We start from the raw sequence: 15,962 nt of genomic DNA on the forward strand, positions 1-15,962 counted from the left end.
TTTTATCTTGTTGATTTTAAAAGATGTGGTTGTTATCTGCACAGCGGGTTGCTACAGTGACCTGGTGAATCACACGACTAAATGGCGAATTTCATCATGGCTGAATACAAGGATAACCTGCTCGGCGAAGCCAACAGCTTTCTCGAGGTGCTGGAGCAGGTTTCACGGCTGGCGCCGCTGGATAAGCCGGTGCTGGTTATCGGCGAACGCGGCACCGGTAAAGAGCTTATCGCCAATCGTCTGCACTTTCTCTCATCGCGCTGGCAGGGACCGTTCATCTCTCTCAACTGCGCGGCGCTGAATGAAAACCTGCTCGATACTGAACTGTTTGGCCATGAGGCCGGGGCATTTACCGGCGCCAGCAAACGCCATCCGGGGCGGTTTGAGCGCGCCGACGGCGGCACGCTGTTTCTGGATGAACTGGCGACGGCGCCGATGCTGGTGCAGGAAAAGCTGCTGCGGGTGATTGAATATGGCGAACTGGAGCGCGTCGGCGGCAGTCAGCCGCTACAGGTCAACGTGCGGCTGGTGTGTGCGACCAATGCCGACCTGCCGCAGATGGTGGCAGCGGGCCAATTTCGCGCCGACCTGCTCGACCGCCTGGCGTTTGACGTGGTACACCTGCCGCCGCTGCGCGAACGACAGAGCGACATCATGCTGCTGGCGAATCAGTTCGCCATCCAGATGTGCCGGGAACTTGGGCTGCCGCTGTTCCCGGGCTTCAGCGAGCGCGCCACGCAGACGCTGCTCGGCTACCGCTGGCCGGGCAACATTCGCGAGCTAAAAAACGTGGTGGAGCGCTCCGTCTATCGCCACGGCACCAGCGACAGCGAACTGGATAACATCATCATCAACCCTTTTCATCAGCAACAGCCAGCGCCTGCCGCTGTCGCCGTCCCGGACGAGCCAGCGTTGCCGCTGGATCTGCGCGCCTTCCAGCTCCGGCAAGAAAAAAGCCTGCTGCAGGCCAGCCTCCAGCAGGCGAAGTACAATCAGAAACAGGCGGCAGATTTGCTCGGGTTAACCTACCACCAGCTGCGGGCGCTGCTGAAAAAGCATCAGCTCTGAGGCGTACGCGGCAGCATCAGGGCGCTGACCACCATCGCCCCCAGGCACAGCGCCGCGTTAAACCACAGCGCATACTGCGCCGCGCTGGCCATACCGAGGGGTAAAAATAGCGCAAAAAGTGACGCCGTCACCGCAATGCCCATCGCCCCGCCCAGCGAGCTGCCCATCTTGTAAACACCTGAAGCAACGCCGATTTTGCTTTCCGGCGCGTTGGAAACCGCGGTATCCGTCGACGGAGTGGCATAGCAGCCCAGCCCGAGGCCAAACAGCACGTTGCTGAGAAACACCGTCACGATGTAGACCGACTTATCAAGAAAGGTACAGGAGATAAACAGGATCGCGACGGCGGTAACCACCGGTCCGGTCATCATCGGCAGCCGGGCCCCGTAACGCTGCAGCAGCTTTTCCCCGACCCGGATCATCGCCAGCACGGTGACCAGATATCCCAGGGTCATCACTCCGGTTTCCAGCGGGCTCATATTGTGCCCCTTCTGTAGCCAGATGCTGGCGATCATCATCGTGCCGATCGCGCCGTTGAGCATAAAGTTCGACAGCACGGCGGCACCGTAGGCCCGGTTACGAAACAGGGCAAAATCGATCAGCGCCGCGTCCCCTTTGCGCAACCCGCTGCGGATAAAATAGCTCGCCGACAGCAGCGAACCGGCAAGCATCGTCAGCGACAGGCCGCTGCTCCAGCCCCAGCCGTGCCCTTTACTGATAAACAGATTCAACAGTACCAGCGAAATAATCAGGCTCAACAGGCCGCTGATATCCAGCTTCTGCCGCTGGGCGCTTTGGCTGCGGCTTTCCGGCGTGCCGCGGAGCAGCAGCAGAGCCGCCAGCGCGACGGCGATCGAAAAAACAAAGATCCAGCGCCAGCCGAGGCCGGTCGCGATCGCGCCGCCAACGAAGGAACACAAACCGCTGCCGCCCCACGAGCCGATGACCCAGAAGCTTACCGCGCGCTGCCGCGCCTTGCCTTCATACCACGTTTTAATCAGCGCCAGGGTCGCCGGCATGATGCAGGCCGCCGACAGCCCCTGCAAAACGCGCCCGGTCAGAAACAGCCCTGGCCCCTGGGCCAGCACCAGCAGCGCGCTGCCGATAATACTTAACAGCAAGCCGATATGGGTCATACGCATGCGGCCAAACTTATCCGACAGCCCGCCGCTGGCGACCACAAAGCAGCCGCTGAATAAGGCGCTCAGGCTAACGGCTAACGTCAGCGTCTCGAGGGAAATATCCAGGCTGCTTTTCATCGCCGGAACGACATTAATCACCGACTGGGCAAACAGCCAGAAGGTCAAAACGCTCAAAACAATTCCCGCCAGCAGGCGGTCGGTGCCCACAAACGGTGATTCGGCCAGAGATACGGAACTCATTATTCGATCCTCCCCGTTGCGGATGGTTAACGCAGATAATGTTCTGTCAGGGCGCACCACAGCGCCGCGCCCTTGAGCAGGATCCGGTCGTTAAAATCGTATCCGGGGTTATGCACCATGCAGCGCTCCGCCTCGTCCCCGGCGCCGATAGTGAAGTAGCAACCGTTGGGATTATGCTCGAGCATAAAGGCAAAATCTTCGCTGCCCATAAACGGTTTCACCTCACCCACCAGCTCCGCGCCGAACAGCGCCGTCGCCACGCTACGCACCATCTCATTGGCGACGGGATCGTTTCTGAGCACCGGGCTGCCGTTAACGTGGGTCAACGTGGCGCTGGCGTTAAAGCTTTCCGCCTGGGCGACGGCAATATCGTGGATCCGCTGCAGGACCGTCTCGCGCACCTGCTCGTTCAGGGTGCGTACCGTCAGCTTCATCAGCACCTTATCGTTAATGATGTTCGGCGCATGCCCGGCCTGAATACTGCCGACGGTGACCACCGCCGCCTCAAATGGCGAGATATTGCGCGAGACGATAGATTGCAGTGCGAGGGTGATATGGCAGGCCACCAGCGTGGCGTCGACGGTATGTTCCGGCACCGCGCCGTGGCCGCCTATGCCTTTTACTTCAATATGCAGGGTATCCGAGGAGGCCATCATCGCGCCGTCGCGCAGGCCAATTTTGCCCAGCGCCTGTCCCGGCATGTTGTGCAGGCCGAAAAGGGTATCGCAGGGGAATTGATCGAATAGCCCATCTTCCACCATCACCCGGCCGCCGTACAGCAGCTCTTCGGCAGGCTGAAAAATCAGATGCAGCGTGCCGTTAAACTGACGCGTGCGCGCCAGATACTCTGCGGCGTACAGCAGCGTGGTGGTATGCCCGTCATGACCGCAGCCATGAAAACGGCCATCGACCAGGCTGACCCAGGCTTTGCCGCTCGCTTCCTGCATCGGTAAGGCGTCCATGTCCGCCCGCAGACCGAGACGACGTTCGCCGTTGCCCACCTTTAAGGTCCCGACCACCCCGGTCCCCGCCAGACCGCGATGTACGTCATAGCCCCATTCGCTCAGCAGACGGGCGACTTCATCGCTGGTTTTATGTTCTTCGAAGCCGATCTCCGGCTGCTGATGGAAGCGGCGGCGCAGGGCAATAAACTGCTCTTCATTAACCTGTAATGCCTCAATAAGTGGATGCGTCATTTTTGTTATCCCTTTGTTGTGTTTGCGCGACACTTTCGAGTTTATGCTGCCTTATTGGCTTTAAAGTGCTGTTTTTTGTTTTATATTGACGGATTATTAATGAGTGTTTTTCATACAAATCGGTTATGACAAAAAATAACCTGTTATTTTTTGTCCTGCAGAGGAGACCACGGTGGAGCACCATTCAGGGGATTTTGGCGTCGCGGTGCGCGACATTCGTCACTACAGTCAGCCGGAGAGCGATGCGCTGACGCTGCTGTGGGTTCTCGAAGGCCAGCTTGAGCTGCACGACGGCGACCTGAAACAGCGGCTATCGCCGGACGAACTGACGATAGTCAACCGCCACCATCGCTGGAGCCTGCATGCGCCGGCCGCCAACGCGGTCATGCTGCTGACCCTCTCCGGCGGCTGGCTGACGCGCCTCGACGGCGATTTTTTTACCGTCGACTACCGGGTTAGCGCCGAAACGCGCGACGCCGATGCCAATCTGCGCCGCCTGATGCGCCAGCTGTTAGTCGTTGAACTGGTTAATCACCAGGCCCGCTATCGCCTGGAGGCTAACCGCTGGCTCAGCGAAATAGCCCTGCTGCTGGCCACCCGCTTCAGCCAGCCCATTGCCTCCGGCCCCCGGCGCGGGGCGGATAGCTGGAGCCGCCGTATTACCCGGGTGGTGGCGCGCATCGACGCCAGCTACCAGCGTCGGCTCTCGCTGCATGAAATCGCCGCAGCGGAACTGGTCTCCGAAGCCTGGCTGTCGCGTCTGTTTCGCAAAGAGGTCGGCATGAGCTTTATGCAGTATCTCACCGCGTTACGCCTGAACAAGGCGGCCGGGCAGCTCATCGCCACCCGTAAACCGGTACAGCAGATTGCCCTGGAACACGGGTTTGCCAGTACCCGCATTATGAGCGACCTGTTTAAACGCCTGCATGGGTTAACGCCGCGCCAGTTCCGCCAGCAGCATCCGCAGGTTGTCCTTGAGGCCGCGCGTCCGCGCGCCAGCCAGGCCGAGGTCTGGCAGCCGGTCGCCGTCGAGCGTCTGTACGCCCGGTTGAATGAACCGGAGAGCAGCGGCTGGGACAACCCGCCGCCGCCGCTGAGCCCGCAGCAGACCCGCCAGATTGACCTGCGCCAGCTCCCTGCCCGCGCGGCGTCGTTACGCCATACCCGCATGGTGGTAACGGTGCGTGAACTGGATGATTTACTACGAGAAGATGTCCGTCACGAACTGGAACGGCTGCACGAAACGCTGCCGGTCTACGCCATTGATATCCACGATCCCTTTCTCAGCAGCCGGCTGTTCGCCACCGGCTGGGACGATCCGCAGATGGCGGGCTACGCCTGCTGGTATAATCTGCAGCACATTTTCAGCTGGCTGGCGAAAATGGGCTGGGGGGTGATTCTGCATACCGGGATCACCACCCGCTGCGATTTGCTACAGCGCTTTCTCCGCCTCGCCGCTGACCATTTCCCTGCGGCAACCCTCGCCAGCTGGCGGTTTGTCTGGCACTGGTCGCCGCAGGCCAGCGAAGAGGCGCGCCAGCACGCCTGGCGGCAGCAGCGCGAGGTCCTGCGGGCCTCGTTGCCGCAGCCGCAGCTGGGGGTCTGGCATCGCTTCCCGGAAAACGCCATTGACGACGATCCCCTGCTGCAATCGCCGATTCCTGGCGAAGCCGATTTCCTCGCCTGCCAGGCCGACGCCAACGAACTACTGGATCTCGCTCAGCTGGATAGCAGTAAGCTGGCCGCAAGCGAAAACTACCCGGTGCATAAACTACGCCAGATCCACAGCGCCCTGCGCCAGCGTCAGCTGACCCTTCCCCTGTGGCTGCTCTCGTGGCTATGGCGACGGCTGCGGGGGGAAGTGCTGGTCAATGATAAAAACCTGCTGCTGTTGCGCCACAACGGGCACTATCAGCTGCTGTTACGCAATACGGTGGTGTTCAACCCCTGGCTCTCCAGCGAAGAGGCCTTTATCCAGCGTTTCAGTCAGCCCTACAGCATTCAGCTGTCCGGTCTTGAAGCGGGACGCTGGCGGATTAAGCAGCATCTGTTCGATCGGCACCACGGGGCATTATTCCCGCTCTTTGAAGCCTTTCGCAGCCACAGCGGCCCGGACGAGGAGGGTTATCAATGGCTAATGCACAAGGCCAGGCCGGACCTGAGCGTCTCAGAGGAGAGGCCGGATACCCGCTGGCAGATCGTCGACTCGCTGGAGAGTAACGCCCTGGCGCTGTATGAGTTCACCCCGCTGAATGGATAACGGCATCATCTGCGCAGGTGGGCGTGGGTTGATTCACCCACGCCTGAATTTTAATCCGGCTCTCTTCGCTGGCCGGATTAAAGACCAGCATGTTGAGATCCGGGCGCCCTTCAACGGCAAAGGTGGAAAACTCCAGCTCAATCATACCGATCTGCGGGTGCTGCATCCGCTTAAAGCCTTCACCATGCCCGGCAACATCGTTGCTCCGCCAGAAGGCGCCAAATTCCGCGCTCTGGCCCGAAAGCTCAGCGATCAGTCGTTCGGTATCGGGCGAGTTACCCACCCGCGCCACATCGGCGCGAAAGGCGCTGACAATAAGGCGCGCTACGGACTGCCAGTCTTCCAGCACGCTCCGCGCCTGGCTATCGGTAAACAGGCGGCGCAGGATATTGCGCTCCGCCAGCGGCAGCTGGGCGTAATCCGTCAGCACACGGGCCGCGGCATGGTTCCACGCAATAACGTCCCAGGTGGCGGTTTTGACGATCGCCGGCACGGGAAACGCATCGATAACCCGCTGTAACCGCGGGGTAATATCATCCGAGACAATCAGCCGGGTTTCCGGAGGATGACCAAATGCCAGAATAAACAGATGATCGCGTTCCGGCGTGGTCAGCCGCAGGCCGCTGGCAATACGCCCCAGCACCTCCCGCGACGGCGCGCCCCCGCGTCCCTGCTCCAGCCAAGTGTACCAGGTCGGGCTGATGTTCGCCAGCTGGGCCACCTCTTCACGCCGTAGCCCGGGCGTGCGCCGACGGCCGGGCTGAAAGCCGAACGTTGCCGGGTCGAGTCGCCCGCGTCGCGCCCGCAAAAATTCACCAAGTGCATGTGTTGAAGAGTCAGTCATCGTCAGCCTGTTAGTATTTATACCCTGATAATGTCTCTACTTTTATAGTATCCCGATAAGACTACCATAGCCTGGATACTCATTCTGGAGGTAGATCATGCGAATTTTTCTCACCGGTGCGACCGGTTTTATCGGCTCACGCATTCTCAGCGAACTGCGGGCCGCCGGGCATCAGGTCACCGGCCTGGCCCGTTCAGATGCCAGCGCCCTCGCGCTGCAGGCGGCGGGCGCCGAGGTGCAGCGCGGTACGCTGGAGGCTCCCGACTCGCTACTGGCGGCGGTTGAGGCCAGCGATGCGGTTATCCATACGGCCTTCGATCATGATTTCAGCCGCTTTGTGGCGAACTGCGACAAGGACCGCCGGGTCATTCTCGCGATCGGTGAGGCGCTGAAAGGCAGCCGCCGCCCGCTGCTCATCACCTCAGGGACCGCCATGGGCGATACGGGCAACGGGCAGCCCGCCAGCGAACGGCACTTTAACTCCGCGCACCCTAACCCGCGCGCCGCCTCCGAGCTGGCCGGCAATCAGCTGCTGGAGGCCGGTGTCGATGTGCGGGTGGTACGGTTGCCTCAGGTTCATGACACCACCCGTCAGGGATTATTGAGCTACTACATTGAACATGCGGCTGAAAAAGGGATCGTGGCGGTCGTCGGTGACGGTAGCAACTGCTGGTCGGCGGCGCACGTCAGCGATGTGGCGGAACTGTACCGTCGGGTGCTGGAGCTGGGAGAAACCGGCATGCGCTATCATGCCGTTGATGAAGAAGCCATCGCCTCTTTGCGCATCGCCGAGGTCGTGGCGGAAAAGCTCCACCTCCCTCTGCAATCCCTGACGAGCGAAGAGGCCGCGGTGCATTTCGGTTGGTTTGCCGCCTTTGCCGGGATGGATCTGCGGGCAACATCCGCCTGGACCCGCCAGCAGCTTGGCTGGCAGCCGACCGGTCCTCAGCTGCTTGACGAGCTGCGAAACGGCCATTATAAAAAGTGACGTCGTCACAAAAAGTGCGGCCACCTGGCGCGGCGGCACTTTTTTTATTACCCGCGGGAATGTGCAACAACCTTGATGCAGGACGTATTTTCCCCGCCTGAGGCGGCATACTGTAGACACGGAACTCCATCGAGGATCAAACCGTGAAAAAATTACTGATATGCTGCTTGTCTGGCGAAACAGCGACCATCCTGGCGAAGAAAATGCAAAAAATAGCGGATGTCCAGGGGGTGAATCTGTTAATCAGCGCCGTGGGTCTGGAAAATGTCCTGAGCGTGCTCCCGGCCTACCACGGCCTGTTGGTTGCGCCGCATATTCAATACAAAATCAATGAACTTACTCAGGCATTAACCCATGACCAGCAAATTGCGGTCGTTGAAAGCTTACCCTATGCCTCATTTGATGGTGATAAGGTGCTGAAGTTTGCTCTGTCGCGGATGTCTCATTCGCTCACCTGACACCCCATGTCGCGGTGAATTTGCCGGGCAATGCGGGCTCGCCTCCGGGCACCGGCCCGCATTGTATTGCTGCGCCAGGGTCCCGTGATAGTTAATAATTTGTAACTGGTAAGATGTGCCAATGTGAATTATAGTCTGCGCCATCATCGTTCAATGGACTGAAAACGCACATGATTCCGGTTAATATTCATACTCTTAGTCGCTATGCGGCACACGTCAGTTTGACCCATACCATGAAAAGCCATCGTTCTCCCGCCCTCTCGGTAATGATGATTTTCTCTGATTTATGTATCCGTTCAACCCGCGATGCCTATCGCGAGCAGGGCTGGAAAATTAGCGAGAAACGCAGCGGCATGGTGCTGCGAACGTTTGTCGCCACCCATCACGGCGGCAGTGAGATCGAAATTACCCCCAAAGACTATATTGCCCGTTATAACCGCTTACTTCCGCTGTAAGCGCCGGGGAATAAACAGCTAACTGGAGAAACCGGCAATAAAAAGATACCATGTTTCATTATCCGCCCCACGCCGCATAAACAGGCTGAGAAACGTCTAAAAGAGCAGCATACCCTCAGGTCTTTGATGAATATCAATCCGTCGCCCCCGATGAAGCATCACGATCGTTCCGCCTTGCGCTGGTGCAAGCTTTGTACGTTTATTCAGAGGGATGGCGGATAAAAACACCTGCTGGCTTTCCGAGGTATACTCGAAGTAGTTATGCGCGATGAATGCGCAGCGCTGGAGTAGCGCAATTGCGTAGCAGTCGACTGCATTGTTCCTGTGAGCGTTTAAGGTGATGGAATATGTCATTGAATATTAATAAGATAGAGCATTGCTCTATAACCATAAAAACATTATGCGCCTGAAATTATCCTCTCTCCTGGCAGCGGCAGCCCTGCTGTGTGGACAGGCTATCGCCGCGCCCACGCTACCCGCGAATGCCGATATTCGCGATAGCGGCTTTGTTTACTGCGTTAACGGTCAGGTGAATACCTTTAACCCGCAAAAAGTCAGCAGCGGTCTGATTGTCGATACTTTAGCCGCCCAGCTGTACGATCGGCTGCTGGATGTCGACCCGTATACCTATCGTCTGGTGCCTGAACTGGCCGAAAGCTGGGAGGTACTGGATAACGGCGCCACCTACCGCTTCCATCTGCGTAGCCACGTGCCCTTTCAGTCGACGTCATGGTTTAAACCCACCCGCGCTTTTAATGCCGACGATGTGATTTTCACCTTCAGTCGTATTTTTAACCGTGACGACCCGTGGCATAGCGTCAACGGCAGCAGCTTCCCCTATTTCGACAGTTTGCAGTTCGCCGACAGCGTTGAAAGCGTGCGCAAGCTGGATAATCAAACCGTCGAGTTTCGCCTGAAACGCCCGGATGCCTCGTTCCTCTGGCACCTGGCGACCCACTACGCCTCGGTGATGTCCGCTGAATATGGCGCGCAGCTCAGCAAAACCGATCGTCAGGAGCTACTTGACCGCCAGCCGGTGGGAACCGGTCCGTTCCAGCTGGAGGAGTACCGTGCCGGCCAGTACGTGCGTCTGCAGCGCCATCCGGGCTACTGGCGCGGTAAGCCGCTGATGCCGCAGGTGGTGGTGGATCTGGGTTCCGGGGGGACCGGCCGCCTGTCGAAGCTGCTGACCGGGGAGTGCGACGTTCTGGCCTGGCCCGCCGCCAGCCAGTTGACGATTTTGCGTGACGATCCGCGCCTGCGCCTGACGCTGCGCCCGGGGATGAATATCGCCTGGCTGGCATTCAACACCGCCAGACCGCCGCTGGATAAACCGGAAGTGCGCCATGCGCTGGCGCTGGCCATCAATAACCAGCGTCTGATGCAGTCCATTTATTACGGTACGGCAGAAACCGCCGCCTCGATGCTACCGCGCGCCTCCTGGGCCTACGATAACGAGGCTAAAATTACCGAATACAACCCGGCGGAAGCCCGCGCCCGGCTTAAAGCGCTGGGGCTGGAAAAACTGACGCTTAAGCTGTGGGTCCCTACCAGCTCCCAGGCCTGGAACCCCAGCCCGCTGAAGACCGCCGAGCTGATTCAGGCGGATATGGCGCAGATTGGCGTGAAGGTCATTATCGTGCCGGTAGAGGGTCGCTTCCAGGAGGCCCGATTGATGGATATGAACCACGATCTGACGCTTTCCGGTTGGGCAACGGACAGTAACGATCCGGATAGCTTTTTCCGCCCGCTGCTGAGCTGCGCGGCCATTGCCTCGCAAACCAACTTCGCCCACTGGTGTAACCGGGAATTCGATGAGGTGCTGCAAAAGGCATTGCGCTCCCAGCAGCTGGCTTCGCGCATCGATGCCTATAAAGAGGCGCAGCATATTCTCGCCCGCGAGCTGCCGGTGCTGCCGCTGGCCTCTTCGCTGCGTCTGCAGGCCTATCGCTACGATATGAAAGGTCTGATCCTGAGTCCGTTTGGCAACGCCTCCTTTGCGGGCGTCTCGCGGGAGAAAAAAGACGAGGTGAAAAAACCATGATTATTTTTACCCTCCGCCGCCTGCTGCTGCTGCTGGTCACGCTCTTTTTCCTGACCTTTGTCGGCTTCAGCCTGAGCTATTTTACCCCGCACGCTCCGCTGCAGGGCGCCTCGTTATGGAACGCCTGGCAGTTCTGGTTCAGCGGACTGCTGCACTGGGATTTCGGCGTCTCCAGCATTAACGGCCAGCTGATTGCAGAGCAGCTAAAAGAGGTTTTCCCGGCGACCATGGAGCTGTGTATCCTCGCGTTTGGCTTTGCACTGCTGATTGGCATCCCCGTCGGTATGCTGGCGGGCATCATGCGCAACAAATGGCCCGATACCCTGATCAGCGCTCTGGCGCTACTCGGTTTTTCGATCCCCGTTTTCTGGCTGGCGCTGCTGCTGACGCTGTTTTTCTCCCTGACTCTCGGCTGGTTCCCGGTCTCCGGGCGCTTCGATCTGCTGTACGAGGTGAAAACGGTCACCGGTTTTGCGCTGATTGACGCCTGGCTCTCCGACTCGCCGTGGCGCCATGAAATGATCGTCAGCGCCGTGCGCCATATGGTGCTGCCGGTACTGACGCTGGCCGTCGCGCCGACCACCGAAGTGATCCGCCTGATGCGCATCAGCACCAGCGAAGTGTATGACACCAACTACGTCAAAGCCGCCGCCACCCGCGGCGTTTCGCGGCGGACGATTTTACATCGCCACGTCCTGCACAACGCCCTGCCGCCGGTTATCCCGCGTCTTGGGCTGCAGTTTTCGACCATGCTGACCCTGGCGATGATCACCGAAATGGTCTTCAGCTGGCCGGGGCTGGGCCGCTGGCTGATCAACGCGATCCGCCAGCAGGACTATGCCGCTATCTCGGCAGGAGTGATGGTTATCGGTGCGCTGGTTATTACCGTGAACGTGATATCAGATATTCTGGGTGCCATGGCTAACCCGTTGAAACATAAGGAATGGTATGCCCTACGATAGCGTTTATCTGGAAAAGCGCCCGCCGGGAGCGCTGCGTACCGTATGGCGGAAATTCTACGGCGACACCACCGCGATGATCGGTCTGTACGGCTGCGCCGGTCTGGTGCTGCTGTGCATCTGCGGCAGTTGGTTTGCCCCTTATGGTATCGATCAGCAGTTTCTTGGCTACCAGCTGCTGCCGCCGTCGTGGTCGCGCTATGGTGAAGTGTCCTTCTTCCTCGGGACCGACGATCTTGGGCGCGATGTTCTGAGCCGCCTGCTGAGCGGCGCGGCCCCCACAGTGGGCGGCGCTTTTGTCGTCACTTTCGCCGCCACGCTGTTCGGGCTGGCGCTCGGGGTCATTGCCGGGTCGACGCACGGCCTGCTCTCCGCGATGCTGAACCATATTCTCGATACCCTGCTGTCGATTCCGTCGCTGCTGCTGGCGATTATCGTCGTCGCCTTTGCCGGGCCGAACCTGGGCCATGCAATGTTCGCCGTCTGGCTGGCGCTGCTGCCGCGTATCGTGCGTTCGGTCTATAGCATGGTGCATGACGAACTGGAAAAAGAGTACGTGATCGCCGCCCGCCTCGACGGCGCAACCACCCTGAATATTCTGTGGTTTGCGGTCCTGCCGAATATCGCCTCCGGGCTGGTGACCGAAATAACCCGCGCGCTGTCGATGGCGATCCTCGATATCGCCGCCCTCGGCTTCCTCGACCTCGGGGCCCAGCTTCCCTCTCCGGAATGGGGCGCGATGCTGGGCGACGCGCTGGAGCTGATTTACGTGGCGCCGTGGACGGTGATGCTGCCCGGGGCGGCGATTATGATCAGCGTCCTGTTGGTCAATTTGCTGGGCGACGGTATCCGCCGCGCAATTATCGCCGGGGTGGAATAATGCCGTTACTCGATATTCGCAATTTAACCATTGAATTTAAAACCAACGAAGGGTGGGTCAAAGCCGTCGATCGCGTCAGCCTGACCCTCGCGGAAGGCGAAATTCGCGGGCTGGTGGGCGAGTCCGGCTCCGGTAAGAGCTTAATCGCCAAAGCGATCTGCGGCGTCACCAAAGACAACTGGCGGGTCACCGCCGACCGCATGCGCTTCGATGATATCGACCTGCTGCGTCTCTCCAATCGCGAACGTCGTAAGCTGATTGGCCACAACGTGTCGATGATTTTCCAGGAGCCGCAGTCCTGTCTCGACCCTTCCGAGCGTATCGGCCTGCAGTTAACGCAGAATATCCCCGGCTGGACCTTTAAGGGCCGCTGGTGGCAGCGCGTGGGCTGGCGCAAACGCCGGGCGATCGAGCTGCTGCACCGCGTTGGCATCAAGGATCACAAAGATGCCATGCGCAGTTTCCCCTACGAATTAACCGACGGGGAGTGCCAGAAGGTGATGATTGCCATCGCCCTCGCCAACCAGCCGCGTCTGCTGATCGCCGACGAGCCGACCAACGCCATGGAACCAACGACGCAGGCGCAAATTATCCGCCTGCTCACCCGGTTGAACCAGAACAACAACACCACCATTTTGCTGATCAGTCACGATATGCAAATGCTCAGTAAATGGGCGAATAAAATCAACGTCATGTACTGCGGACAAACGGTGGAGACGGCCCCCAGCGAGGAGCTGGTGACCACGCCGCACCATCCCTATACCCAGGCATTAATCCGCGCAATTCCCGATTTTGGCAGCGCCTTGCCGCATAAAAGCCGCCTGAATACCCTGCCGGGGGCCATCCCGCTGCTTGAGCAACTGCCGATCGGCTGTCGCCTCGGGCCGCGCTGCCCGTACGCTCAGCGCGAGTGTATCGAAACGCCGCGCCTGACCGGCGCCAGAACGCATTTGTTCGCCTGTCATTTCCCGCTGAACATGGAGAAAGAGTGAAATGGTCGAAACATTGCTCGAAGTCCGCAATCTGAGTAAGACCTTTCGCTACCGTACGGGCTGGTTTCATCGGCAGATGGTGGAAGCGGTCAAACCGCTGAGTTTTACCCTGCGTGAACGGCAGACGCTGGCGATCATCGGGGAAAACGGATCCGGCAAGTCTACCCTGGCGAAAATGCTGGCGGGAATGATTGAGCCGACCTCCGGCGAACTGCTGATTGACGATCATCCGCTGGAATTTGGCGATTACTCGTTCCGCAGCCAGCGGATTCGCATGATCTTTCAGGATCCCTCAACCTCACTGAATCCACGCCAGCGGATTTCGCAGATCCTCGACTTCCCGCTGCGCCTGAATACCGACCTTGAGCCGGAGGCGCGGGAGAAACAGATTATCGAGACGTTACGCATGGTGGGCCTGCTGCCGGACCATGTCAGCTACTATCCGCATATGCTGGCCCCGGGGCAGAAACAGCGCCTGGGGCTGGCCCGCGCGCTGATCCTGCGCCCGAAAGTAATTATCTGCGACGAGGCCCTGGCCTCGCTGGATATGTCGATGCGTTCGCAGCTGATCAACCTGATGCTGGAGCTGCAGGAAAAACAGGGTATTTCATATATCTACGTCACCCAGCATCTGGGGATGATGAAGCATATCAGCGACCAGGTGCTGGTGATGCATCAGGGCGAAGTGGTGGAGCGCGGCAGTACCGCCGATGTGCTGGCGTCGCCGCTGCACGACCTCACCCGGCGGCTGATTGCCGGGCATTTCGGCGAGGCGCTCACCGCCGATGCCTGGCGTAAAGACGGAAAATAATCGGCCGTCGCCCCGGCAGGCTCGCCCTGCCGGGGAGATTAATCCGGGAATACGCTTTGCGCCGGCAGCACCCGGCGGTCAAAACGACGCAGCGCGTAATAGAGCACGCCGGTGCCGAACCAGCCGATCATCCACGAAACATCATTTCCGGCAAACAGCCATGTCAGCGAACCGTGATACAGCGGGTTCTCAATAAACGGCAGCTGGATAAGCACGCCTGCCACATAAACCGTAATCGCATAGAGATTCCAGTAACCGTAGCGCTGTTGCGGATCGGAGAGCGCGGGAATATCCACGGCCCCCGCCGAGATCAGGTAGTAGTCGGTTAAACTGATCGCGCTCCATGGCACGAAGAACGCCAGCAGGAAGAGCAGGAAATGGGTGAAGTTCTTTAAAAATGCCGGCTCGCTCAATAGCGCAATCACGCACGATATGGCGACCATCAGCACCACAAAAGTCATCCGCGTCCGCTTCGACAGCGAGGTCTGACGGCGAAAACCGGAGACGATAGTGCTCAGCGACATAAAGCTACCGTAGGCATTGAGAGTGGTAAAGGTGATTTTGCCAAAGCAGATCGCGAAGTAAATCACCATCGCCATCACCTGGCTTTTTCCCAGGCCGACAATAAAGCTCACCTCATGCCCGGGAAACGCGCTGCCGGCGATGGCTGCCGTCAGAACGCCCAGCGTCATAGATGCCTGCGTGCCGAGGACCGTACCGCTAAAGACGCAAAAAAAGGTTTTTACGCCGGGGACATTTTTCGGGAGATAGCGTGAATAGTCGGAAACATAGGGGCAAAATGCAATCTGCCACGATGAAGAGAGCGACACGGCCAGTAAAAACATCGGCAGCGAGAAATGGTTATCCTGCGCGATCGCCTGCAGGTTAGCGGAGAGCAGCAGGGTCGCGAACAAATAGACGAACGCTAACACCCCAACAATACTCGCCACTTTGCCCAGTTTGTGGATCACGCGATAGCCCAGGACCGCAATGACGATAATAATCGCGCTGAACAGCAGCATCCCGGCGACGTTGGAAATCGACAGCAGCCTGGCCATCGCCTGACCGGCCAGCACGGTGCCGCTGGCGGAGAAGCCCACGTACATCACGCAAACCAGCACCAGCGGCACCACGGCGCCGAAAACGCCAAACTGCGCCCGGCTGATAATCATCTGCGGTAAGCCCAGACGCGGCCCCTGCAGCGCATGCAGCGACATCACCGCCGCGCCCAGCACCTGCCCCAGCAGCAGCCCAATCAGCGACCACACGACGTCGCCACCGAGCACCACCGCCAGCGCGCCGGTGACAATCGCGGTAATCTGCAGATTACCGCCAAACCACAGCGTAAATTGACTAAAAGGATGTCCATGCCTTTCGCGCTCGGGAATATAATCGATCGAACGCGTTTCCGTTAAGCCCTGCTGATGATGCTGTGACTGCCCTTCTGTTGACGAAAAAGAAGACATAGTTTCCTCGCTATAACCGGTATTTCAACCACCTCAGGACCTTACTTCCCTGAACCCATCGCCACAGGTCCGCTCATATGACAGCTCATGTATATACAAGCATTGACAAGCGGACGCACCGTGAGCATGATGAATTTGTGATGGGTATGTAAATTTTTG

General features: G+C 59.0%; 14 protein-coding genes. 10 read left to right on the top strand and 4 right to left on the bottom strand.

The features are described from left to right. Positions 1-81 precede the first annotated feature (81 nt). On the top strand, positions 82-1,068 hold the full coding sequence (gene pspF / locus ACI2JR_RS01420) for a phage shock protein operon transcriptional activator (RefSeq protein WP_165905646.1): 987 nt from the start codon (positions 82-84) through the stop codon (positions 1,066-1,068). On the opposite strand, the gene ACI2JR_RS01425 is transcribed toward pspF, so the two are convergent. Both ACI2JR_RS01425 and ACI2JR_RS01430 read right to left on the bottom strand, forming a co-directional pair. After that, a complete protein-coding gene (locus tag ACI2JR_RS01425) occupies positions 1,059-2,450 on the bottom strand; it encodes an MFS transporter (protein ID WP_462477659.1) in 1,392 nt (463 codons plus the stop codon). The genes pspF and ACI2JR_RS01425 overlap by 10 nt on opposite strands. A 26-nt stretch (positions 2,451-2,476) precedes the next feature. Continuing rightward, positions 2,477-3,646 carry a M20 aminoacylase family protein gene (locus ACI2JR_RS01430; protein WP_462477660.1) on the bottom strand — a complete coding sequence of 390 codons (1,170 nt, stop codon included), beginning with the start codon at positions 3,644-3,646 and terminating at the stop codon, positions 2,477-2,479. 172 nt (positions 3,647-3,818) lie between these two features. Between ACI2JR_RS01430 and ACI2JR_RS01435 the strand changes: the two genes are divergently transcribed. Next, on the top strand, positions 3,819-5,906 hold the full coding sequence (locus ACI2JR_RS01435) for a helix-turn-helix transcriptional regulator (RefSeq protein WP_462477661.1): 2,088 nt from the start codon (positions 3,819-3,821) through the stop codon (positions 5,904-5,906). On the opposite strand, the gene ACI2JR_RS01440 is transcribed toward ACI2JR_RS01435, so the two are convergent. Continuing rightward, positions 5,887-6,750, bottom strand: coding sequence for a helix-turn-helix transcriptional regulator (locus tag ACI2JR_RS01440; RefSeq protein ID WP_462477662.1), 864 nt, complete (start codon positions 6,748-6,750; stop codon positions 5,887-5,889). The two genes, ACI2JR_RS01435 and ACI2JR_RS01440, sit on opposite strands and share 20 nt — an antisense overlap. Before the next feature lie 97 nt (positions 6,751-6,847). Between ACI2JR_RS01440 and ACI2JR_RS01445 the strand changes: the two genes are divergently transcribed. The 8 genes from ACI2JR_RS01445 (at position 6,848) to sapF (ending at position 14,337) form a co-directional block, all read left to right on the top strand. Then, positions 6,848-7,738, top strand: coding sequence for an SDR family oxidoreductase (locus ACI2JR_RS01445; RefSeq protein WP_462477663.1), 891 nt, complete (start codon positions 6,848-6,850; stop codon positions 7,736-7,738). A gap of 143 nt (positions 7,739-7,881) precedes the next feature. Next, complete coding sequence (locus ACI2JR_RS01450; RefSeq protein ID WP_462477664.1) at positions 7,882-8,196, top strand: PTS sugar transporter subunit IIB; 315 nt, start codon at positions 7,882-7,884, stop codon at positions 8,194-8,196. 170 nt (positions 8,197-8,366) lie between these two features. Continuing rightward, positions 8,367-8,651: a hypothetical protein gene (locus ACI2JR_RS01455; RefSeq protein ID WP_132726400.1), complete on the top strand. Its 285-nt coding sequence runs from the start codon at positions 8,367-8,369 to the stop codon at positions 8,649-8,651. A 400-nt stretch (positions 8,652-9,051) separates the two neighbouring features. Beyond that, positions 9,052-10,695, top strand: a complete 1,644-nt coding sequence (gene sapA / locus ACI2JR_RS01460; RefSeq protein WP_132726403.1) for an ABC transporter substrate-binding protein SapA — start codon at positions 9,052-9,054, stop codon at positions 10,693-10,695. After that, positions 10,692-11,657: a putrescine export ABC transporter permease SapB gene (gene sapB, locus ACI2JR_RS01465; RefSeq protein WP_132726406.1), complete on the top strand. Its 966-nt coding sequence runs from the start codon at positions 10,692-10,694 to the stop codon at positions 11,655-11,657. The genes sapA and sapB overlap by 4 nt, the downstream gene beginning before the upstream one ends. After that, the gene (sapC, locus tag ACI2JR_RS01470; RefSeq protein ID WP_132726408.1) at positions 11,644-12,534 is read left to right on the top strand and encodes a putrescine export ABC transporter permease SapC; all 891 of its coding nucleotides are present in this window, start codon (positions 11,644-11,646) and stop codon (positions 12,532-12,534) included. The genes sapB and sapC overlap by 14 nt, the downstream gene beginning before the upstream one ends. Next, positions 12,534-13,526, top strand: coding sequence for a putrescine export ABC transporter ATP-binding protein SapD (sapD, locus tag ACI2JR_RS01475; protein ID WP_132726411.1), 993 nt, complete (start codon positions 12,534-12,536; stop codon positions 13,524-13,526). The genes sapC and sapD overlap by 1 nt, the downstream gene beginning before the upstream one ends. Before the next feature lies 1 nt (position 13,527). Further along, entirely contained in the window at positions 13,528-14,337 is an 810-nt protein-coding gene (gene sapF / locus ACI2JR_RS01480) for a peptide ABC transporter ATP-binding protein SapF (protein ID WP_132726413.1), read from the top strand. 38 nt (positions 14,338-14,375) lie between these two features. Here the strand turns inward: sapF and ACI2JR_RS01485 are convergent, their stop codons facing one another. After that, positions 14,376-15,803: a purine-cytosine permease family protein gene (locus ACI2JR_RS01485; RefSeq protein WP_132726416.1), complete on the bottom strand. Its 1,428-nt coding sequence runs from the start codon at positions 15,801-15,803 to the stop codon at positions 14,376-14,378. Positions 15,804-15,962: the final 159 nt, after the last annotated feature.

Source organism: Klebsiella sp. NPDC088457, from assembly GCF_044900465.1.
Lineage (GTDB): Bacteria > Pseudomonadota > Gammaproteobacteria > Enterobacterales > Enterobacteriaceae > Klebsiella.